Origin of the sequence: Reyranella sp., assembly GCF_044224635.1 — a bacterium.
Classification (GTDB): Bacteria; Pseudomonadota; Alphaproteobacteria; order Reyranellales; family Reyranellaceae; genus Reyranella.
The window spans coordinates 23,307-31,185 of record NZ_JBGAKA010000076.1; the positions used below are offsets into that span (position 1 = coordinate 23,307).

Genomic DNA, 7,879 nt, shown 5'->3' on the forward strand with positions numbered 1-7,879 from the left:
TATACCCCCGTAGGGTATAGATAGCAACCATGACCGACGCCCCGACCGCGCACCCGCATCAGCATCAGCATCAGCATCACCCCGTCGACAGCGACAGCGCCATCGATCCGGTGTGCGGCATGACGGTGAAGAAGGAAGGCGCCAAGAACACCGCCGAGCACGCCGGCCACACGTACTACTTCTGCAGCCAGCGCTGCCTCGGAAAGTTCACCGCCGAGCCGCTGCGCTACCTCGCGCCCGCGGCGGCGAAGCCCGAACCTGCCGCGCCGGCCGGCACGATCTACACCTGCCCGATGCATCCGCAGATCCGCCAGCCCGGGCCGGGCAACTGCCCGATCTGCGGCATGGCGCTCGAGCCCGAGGTAGCAACGGCCGATGCCGGTCCCAACGCCGAGCTGCTGCTGATGAAGCGGCGCTTCTGGGCCTGCCTGGTGCTCGCCGTCCCGATCGTCGTGCTCGAGATGGGCAGCCATCTCCTCAATCTGCACATGATCGGCCAGGGCCTGTCGAGCTGGATACAATTCATCCTCGCCACGCCGGTCGTGCTGTGGGGCGGCTGGCCGTTCTTCGAGCGCGCCTGGCAGTCGCTCAAGACGCGCAACCTCAACATGTTCACCCTGATCGCCATGGGCACCGGCGTCGCCTGGCTCTACAGCGTCGTCGCCGTGCTGCTGCCCGGGCTGTTCCCGCAAAACTTCCGCGGCGCCGATGGCACGGTCGCGGTCTATTTCGAGGCGGCGGCGGTCATCACCGTGCTGGTGCTGCTGGGCCAGATCCTCGAGCTCAACGCCCGCGACCAGACCTCGGGCGCGATCCGCGCCCTGCTCGATCTCGCGCCCAAGACCGCGCGCCGCCTCGCCGACGACGGCAGCGACGCCGAGGTGCCGCTCGACGCCATCGCCGTCGGCGATCGCCTGCGCGTGCGGCCGGGCGAGAAGGTGCCGGTCGACGGCGAGCTGATCGAGGGCCATTCGACGCTCGACGAATCGATGGTCACCGGCGAATCGATGCCGGTCGGCAAGGATGTCGGCGCCAAGGTGATCGCCGGCACGCTCAATGCCACCGGCAGCTTCGTCATGCGCGCCGACAAGGTCGGGCGCGACACCATGCTGGCGCGCATCGTCCAGATGGTGGCCGAGGCGCAGCGCTCGCGCGCGCCGATCCAGCGCCTCGCCGACCACGTCGCGGGCTGGTTCGTGCCGGTGGTCATCGCCGTGGCGCTGGTGGCCTTCGCCGCCTGGGCGATCTTCGGCCCCGAGCCGCGGCTCGCCTTCGGCCTGGTCGCGGCGGTCGCGGTGCTGATCGTCGCCTGCCCCTGCGCGCTCGGCCTGGCGACGCCGATGTCGATCATGGTCGGCGTCGGCCGCGGCGCGCGCGCCGGCGTGCTGATCAAGAACGCCGAGGCGCTGGAGCGCCTGGAGCGGGTCGACACGCTGGTGGTCGACAAGACCGGCACCCTGACCGAGGGCAAGCCCCGGCTGGTGGCGATCGTGACCGCGCCGGGCTTCGACGAGGCCGACACGCTGCGGCTCGCCGCCAGCGCCGAGCAGGCGAGCGAGCATCCGCTGGCGCTCGCCATCGTCGCCGCCGCGCGCGAGCGCACGCTCGCCCTCTCCGCGGTCGCGGGCTTCGATTCGCCGACCGGGAAAGGCGTGCTGGGCACGGTCGGCGGCCGCACGCTGGCGCTCGGCAACGCCCGCTTCCTGGGCGAGCTCTCGATCGCCACCGCGGCGCTCGAGGGCGAGGCCGAGCGGCTGCGCCGCGACGGCGCGACCGCGGTCTTCCTCGCCGTCGACGGCACGGCCGCGGCGATCTTCGCCATCGCCGACCCGGTCAAGGAGACGACGCCGGCGGCGCTGCAGGCGCTGGCCGCGGAGAAGGTGCGCGTCGTGATGCTGACCGGCGACAACCGCACCACCGCCGAAGCGGTCGCGCGGCGGCTCGGCATCGCCGACATCGAGGCCGAGGTGCTGCCCGACCAGAAGAGCGCCGTCGTCGAGCGGCTGCGCCGCGAAGGCCGCGTGGTCGCCATGGCGGGCGACGGCGTGAACGATGCGCCGGCGCTGGCCGCCGCCGACGTCGGCATCGCCATGGGCACCGGCACCGACGTCGCCATCGAGAGCGCCGGCGTCACCCTGCTCAAGGGCGACCTGATGGGCATCGTCAAGGCGCGCCGGCTGTCGCAGGCGACGATGCGCAACATCCGCCAGAACCTGTTCTTCGCCTTCATCTACAACACCGCCGGCGTGCCGATCGCCGCCGGCGTGCTCTACCCCTTCTTCGGCATCCTGATGTCGCCGGTGATCGCCGCGGCGGCGATGGCGCTGAGCTCGGTCAGCGTCGTCGGCAACGCGCTCAGGCTGCGCCGGCTCGAGCTGTAGGGGCCGGAACGGACGCTGGGAGCGCGCCACTTCAGTCGGAGTAATCTCCGCCGACGTAGCGCTCATGGGATCTGTGATCGACAACAAGAGCGCCATCGGAGTGGCGCGCTCCGAGCGGAAGAGTCTGTTTCTTGCTAGTGGCGGGCTCCCGGCCGGGAGTAGCCAAACAAAAACGAATCCGACTGTCGCTCGACAAGGTATTGACAGCCGAAAAGCTTGCCATGGGGTGGGGTTAGCGGCGTCCCCGGTCGCACCGCCACCCGAAGAACAGGGAATCGAAACAGGGAATCCAGAATTATTAACAGGGAAGTCTGTGCACCGGATCAGGGAATTGGAAGCCCGGATCAGGGAATGAAAAGCGCGGTCTCGACGCGCGCCTGCTCGGCGCGAAACTGCCGTGCGTGTAACGCCGCGACGGCCGTCGAGAGCAGGCGCCAACCCTTGGGTCAGGTGCGTCGGTGCGCGAGCGGCCTTTGGTATCAAGCCATCGGCCGTCTCGCAAAAGGGTATCTCTGCACCAGCGCAGGCGGCACGTGCGTCGGCTGTGTTCCTCAAGGGCGTGACCGGGGGTTCGGCTGGCATCTTGCCGAACGCAGCTATCACCATACTGCACGACAGGACAGATGAGCCCGCCAGCTTGGCTCGCTCCTGCAGCCACGACCTTGTGCAATCAATTGCACGCGCGTGCGCTCAGCTTTTTTTTCGGGACGAGAAGCCACCGACCTTTCGTGGATTGTGTCCGCGATGAACGGCAAGTCAAGACACCTCAGTGCACGAAGCCGATCGACGATGCGGCGTCGCGGCAGGCCCGTTCGCATCTCCGGCAGGCATCGGCGCAAGTCCGGCAGTGCTCGTGCCTGCCCGCATGCCGCTCGCATTCCTCGGCGCAGATGCGGCAGCCATCGCTGCAGATCTCGAGCATGCCCCGCAGGATGTCCCGGTTGGTGCCGGTGCGGCGCGATCCCAGCGCGGCAGCGGCAAGGCAGAGATCGGCGCAATCGAGATCGAGCCTGATGCACTGCACCAGCTGCCGCACGTCGCTTTCCGAGAGACAGGCGACGGCTGAGCGCGTGCACGCCCGGGCGCAATCCTGGCATTCGTCGATGCAACGCAGCAGCACCGCGTTTAGGTTGCCCCTCACTCTCGGACGCATGGCGATGATCTGCGCGGTATGCATGCGGTCCTCCTCCGGTCGATCGGCCTCCGGTCGATCTGCCAGGAACGCTCCTCCCGGCGGTCGGGTTACCGACATTTCTCCAGTTCCCGCAATCGGGTCATAGCTGGGAGCGCAGCCCCACACCGCAGCACCTCCGCAAGCGCGCTCGCTTTGCGCCACACCTGCTTCTGGCAGATGAACAGCACGCAGCCTTCGACGAACAGGGTATCGGGGGCGGTACGGCGCAGGGTGGCGCTGTAGGTCTTGCCGTCCTCGGGATTGTAGATGCGTCCCGACCAGACGCCGCCGGCCGTCGGGGCGAGGCCGGACAGGATGGGCAGGCCGATCAGCGGACGGTTGGTGCTTGGTCCCCATCAGCTTTTCCCACCAGCGGACTCGCGCCTGATGTCGGCGACGCCGGCGCGGCGCGCCTGCAGCTTCCGCCGCGCCAGCCCGAACCGCCAGAACCCGCCACGATGGCGGCCATCGCGATCGCCACCACGGCATAGCGGGCGGTATCCAGGGCCCACACCCCGGGCCAGGCCTGGATATAAGTCCGCAACAAATCGCTCATCGGCACCTCCGTTTGGTCGAGGCGACGGTGGCTGGGAGGGACCGCGGGATCGCGCCTGTCTCGGAAATCGATCGCTTCGGGCGGCAATCGCCTCGCCGCTTCCGGAATCGGCGAACTCCCGGCAATGACCCCATGACAATCCGCCGCCGCCACGCCATATTGGCCTCGTCATGCTGCTGATCCATCGCTCGCCGCGGGCTTCGCAGGCCGTCCGGACGGTTTCGCCGGCCGGCGAGCTGTTCGTGGCGTCGGTGGTCGTGTTCATGATCCTCGCCTCGTTCGGCGACGCCCTCGATCCCGCGTTGTTCGGCGAGGCCGGTCTTGAGTTTGCCCTGTTCGATTTCGGCGGCGAGCTCTCCGTCCTGGCGATGCGTCACTGGCACCTGCTGCAGCTCCTGCTGGCCGCCGCCGTGGTCGTGGCAGGCCTCGCCGTGCTGCGGGTCGGAGCCGCCCTCCTGCTCAAGGTCCTGAACCCGGCACCGCCCCGGGCGGTCGACAAGGTCCCGATAGAGTTCTGACGACACCCTGAAGCCAGTGTCGACCGGTCCGATCCGACCGGCGGCTCGTTCGTCATTTGTTCGTCGGAGACTCTCATGGAAGTCGACTTCCTGTCGGGCGCATTCCTGTCCGCCCTGCTTGCTATCGTCCTGATCGACCTCGTGCTGGCGGGCGACAACGCCCTGATCATCGGCCTGGTCGCGCGCAACCTGCCCAAAGACACCCAGCGCAAGGTCATCCTGTGGGGCACGTTCGGCGCCATCGCCGTGCGCGCCGTCATGGCCATCCTCGTGGTCTACATCCTCAACGTGCCGGGCTTCATGCTGGCGGGCGGCCTCGCCCTGGTCTGGATCGCCCGCAAGCTCCTGACCCCCGACCCCGAGCACGAGGCCGGCCATGCCAATGCCGCCCCGGCGACGACCTTCGCCGGCGCCGTGCGCACCGTCGTCGTCGCCGACGCCGTCATGGGCATCGACAACGTGCTGGGCATCGGCGGCGCGGCCCATGGCAGCGTGCTGCTGATCGTGCTCGGCCTCGTCATCAGCGTGCCGATCATCGTCTGGGGCAGCCACCTGGTGATCCGCCTGGTCGACCGCTTCCCGTCGGTCATCCTGCTGGGCGGTGCGGTGCTGGCGTGGACCGCCTACACCATGATCGTGCGCGAGCCGCTGCTGGTGGCGTGGTTCGAGGCGCATGCCGCCGCCAAGCCGCTGATGGCCATCCTGGTGTTCTCGATCTCGCTCGCCCCCTGGTACAGCGAGCGGCTTTCCGAGGCGTCGAAGCCGCTGGTCGCCCTGCTGCCCGGCATGCTGGCCTGGATGCTGGCGGTCGAGGTCGCCGGCTCGTACCTCCAGGTCCAGATCGACTACCTGCTGACCTCCGAGACCGGCGGGTATGCCCTCGAGGCGGTCCGCTGGCTGGGCTGGCTGCCGCTCGCCGTCCTGTACCTGTGGGTGCGCGAGCGGATCGCGCTCGGCGCCCGCCGGACGGCGCGCGGCCAGGCGGCCCGCTAGCCTGACGGCCTCCCGCTCGCCGCCTGCGCCCCACCTTGTACCGCAGGCGGCCGGCGCCTAGGACGGACCCATGCGAACAAGGCTTCTGCCGGGGCTCGTCCTGGGACTTCTCGTGGCGGCCCCGGCATCGGCCTGGGCCGACGACATGAAATACTGTGCCGAGCTGTCGGCCCTCTACCGCCGCTACCTCGGCAACTCCGGCGAGGGGAAGATGTTCCCCGACGTGTCGGTCGCCAACGCCATAAGCGACTGCGAGAAGGGCAACACCGCTGCCGGCATCCCGGTGCTGGAGAAGAAGCTGCGCGACGGGCGGTTCACGTTGCCGAAGCGCACGTGAGCGTGCCCGAGGGTATTGGAGACAGGGCACGCTGCGCCCCGGATCGTCTTGCACCTGGGTCGGAAGATCGGCCGTGCAGGTGAAGGTGAGCTGGCGGCCAAATTCGTTGGCGACGGCGGTCGGCTTCGCCGGCGACCCGGTGTAGGTCAGCGTGAGCGTCGCGCCGGCCGCGTTCCGCCAAGTCGAGAGATTGCCGTCTGCGTCGAACGACAGCGTGGTGCGGTCCTTGCCGACATTAGGTGTAGGTCCCGTTGTCGAGGGCGGGACGGGCACCCGAGGCGAAAATCGAGAGTGACCCTTGCGGCAGAGATCTATACTAACTGGCATGCTGAAGAAGGTCCGACCTTGGGCGGCGACCCGGTGGCAACGGCAGAACTCGGATGGTTTCCTCAACTGCCGGATTCCGGACGGTAGTCTTGATATTTGCAACGAAGTTTCTAGCATCCATTTCAAGCCTCACCAAGCAAACGTCTTGGATCTCCAGCCGGATCTTGCCGCGCGGCGTGTTAGAGCACGGGCCGCATGCCGTACGCGTTGATCTCCTCGCTGCGCGCGCCGGCGAAGAAATACTGCCAGATGCTGACGTCACCATCCAGTCATCACCGGATGCAAGACGTTGCACCACCTAGTGCGTCAATCGAGACCGCAGTTTGGTGTAAACTTCCTCAGTGACGTTAAGCAGCATCTCGCGATCACTATCGCCGACGTACTTCTTAGGAATCAATAGGAGAGATTGCTTAATATTCTTGTATATTAAAGCCAATTTTGACTCGTCTGACGAATGAAACCATATTGAATAGTCGATCTCAATCGCCACAAAGATCGCATTTTCCTTTCGCTTGAAAGACACTTCGTCCGATGGACGTATTGACGTGACCGGCTCAATTGTGGTCGGGTCAATTATGTGAGGCGAAATCATGACTCGTCTAATAGGAGGCGTTAGCCCAATTCTCTTGATTGCAGCCCAGATCTCCTCCTCAAACCATAGAGCGAACTTTCCCGCATCTAAGCCAACACTCGCAAGAGGACGAACCAGGACTCCAAAAGGAGCATCCAGCTTCTCCTGGTCGATCGCGCGGCCTGATCTCTTGAATCTCTCAATGAGAATCTGTTCTCGCTTGGTGAATGCCATCGAATCTCCTCAAGGAACTTTGCTTAGTGGCGTACCAGGCGATGCGGACCGCGCGCAACGCGTGCCAGCCCCTCCTCGGCGATGGCATGCTCTTAGTAGCGTACGGGCAGGCGATGCGGACCGCGCGCAACGCGTGCCAGCCCCGTCCGTAGCGATCGGCGATGGCATGGAGGAACCATTCGGGCGTCCCCATGACGATCGCGTCGGCGCGCTGCAACGCCGTGAGCGGCGCTGCGGTGAGGAGCGGATTGCCCAGGTCGAGCACCTCGTATCCCTTGCGCCGCAGCGTCCAGGAAATGCCCTCGGCGCAGCACCAGGCGGACCCGACGTGGGCGGTGTTGTGAAACACCGCGATCACGTTGATCCCGTTCACCGTCGCGTCGCCTGCAGCGAGACGGCGAGCGGCAGCCACGGCTTGTCCGGCCAGTGCCAGTCGCCGTCGTCCTTCCTCACCAGGAGCGCGAACATGCGCCATGGCACCTGGGCGTGCTCATGCAGCCAGTCGAGCGTCAGGCCGGCGGCAAGCAGGCCGCCCACGGTGTCCGACAGGGGATGCAGCCAGTTGACGTTGGCGGCATTGGCGAGGCGGGCCGTCGGGTCGGCGTAGTCGCGCTCGTCGACCAGGGCGATCGGCTGGCGCGCGAAGTACGGCGCAGTAGCCGGGCCGCCCGTCAGGCGGGCGAGATCGTCGAGAACGTAGGCCGTGAGATGGGCGTCGGCGTAGTAGAGACGGCCGCCTGGTTTCAGAGGAAGCCGGCGACGATCTCGGCCCAGCGCGCGATATCGGG

Annotated in this window: 9 protein-coding genes and 1 pseudogene; 4 read left to right on the plus strand and 6 right to left on the minus strand. The window is 67.0% G+C overall.

What is annotated here, in order from left to right:
- The first annotated feature begins 29 nt into the window (after window positions 1-29).
- Complete coding sequence (locus ACILR9_RS36400; RefSeq protein WP_395714891.1) at window positions 30-2,381, plus strand: heavy metal translocating P-type ATPase; 2,352 nt, start codon at window positions 30-32, stop codon at window positions 2,379-2,381.
- A gap of 766 nt (window positions 2,382-3,147) precedes the next feature.
- Here the strand turns inward: ACILR9_RS36400 and ACILR9_RS36405 are convergent.
- The 3 genes from ACILR9_RS36405 to ACILR9_RS36415 all read right to left on the minus strand — a co-directional run bounded on the left by ACILR9_RS36405 (window position 3,148) and on the right by ACILR9_RS36415 (window position 4,111).
- A complete protein-coding gene (locus tag ACILR9_RS36405) occupies window positions 3,148-3,558 on the minus strand; it encodes a four-helix bundle copper-binding protein (protein WP_395714892.1) in 411 nt (136 codons plus the stop codon).
- A 65-nt stretch (window positions 3,559-3,623) separates the two neighbouring features.
- Complete coding sequence (locus ACILR9_RS36410; RefSeq protein ID WP_395714900.1) at window positions 3,624-3,887, minus strand: DUF2147 domain-containing protein; 264 nt, start codon at window positions 3,885-3,887, stop codon at window positions 3,624-3,626.
- Window positions 3,884-4,111, minus strand: a complete 228-nt coding sequence (locus tag ACILR9_RS36415) for a hypothetical protein (protein WP_395714893.1) — start codon at window positions 4,109-4,111, stop codon at window positions 3,884-3,886. The genes ACILR9_RS36410 and ACILR9_RS36415 overlap by 4 nt, the downstream gene beginning before the upstream one ends.
- A 170-nt stretch (window positions 4,112-4,281) precedes the next feature.
- Here ACILR9_RS36415 and ACILR9_RS36420 point away from each other — a divergent pair, with 170 nt between their 5' ends.
- The 3 genes from ACILR9_RS36420 (at window position 4,282) to ACILR9_RS36430 (ending at window position 5,959) form a co-directional block, all read left to right on the plus strand.
- A complete protein-coding gene (locus ACILR9_RS36420) occupies window positions 4,282-4,629 on the plus strand; it encodes a hypothetical protein (RefSeq protein ID WP_395714894.1) in 348 nt (115 codons plus the stop codon).
- Window positions 4,630-4,704: 75 nt separating this feature from the next.
- Window positions 4,705-5,622 carry a TerC family protein gene (locus ACILR9_RS36425; RefSeq protein ID WP_395714895.1) on the plus strand — a complete coding sequence of 306 codons (918 nt, stop codon included), beginning with the start codon at window positions 4,705-4,707 and terminating at the stop codon, window positions 5,620-5,622.
- Window positions 5,623-5,692: 70 nt separating this feature from the next.
- On the plus strand, window positions 5,693-5,959 hold the full coding sequence (locus tag ACILR9_RS36430) for a hypothetical protein (protein ID WP_395714896.1): 267 nt from the start codon (window positions 5,693-5,695) through the stop codon (window positions 5,957-5,959).
- Window positions 5,960-6,584: 625 nt separating this feature from the next.
- Here ACILR9_RS36430 and ACILR9_RS36435 read toward each other — a convergent pair.
- The 3 genes and pseudogenes from ACILR9_RS36435 to ACILR9_RS36445 all read right to left on the minus strand — a co-directional run.
- On the minus strand, window positions 6,585-7,091 hold the full coding sequence (locus ACILR9_RS36435; protein ID WP_395714897.1) for a hypothetical protein: 507 nt from the start codon (window positions 7,089-7,091) through the stop codon (window positions 6,585-6,587).
- Entirely contained in the window at window positions 7,057-7,464 is a 408-nt protein-coding gene (locus ACILR9_RS36440; RefSeq protein WP_395714898.1) for a hypothetical protein, read from the minus strand. The genes ACILR9_RS36435 and ACILR9_RS36440 overlap by 35 nt, the downstream gene beginning before the upstream one ends.
- A pseudogene (locus ACILR9_RS36445) lies at window positions 7,461-7,879 on the minus strand (hypothetical protein); the annotation flags it as partial. The pseudogene ACILR9_RS36445 and the gene ACILR9_RS36440, both read right to left, overlap by 4 nt.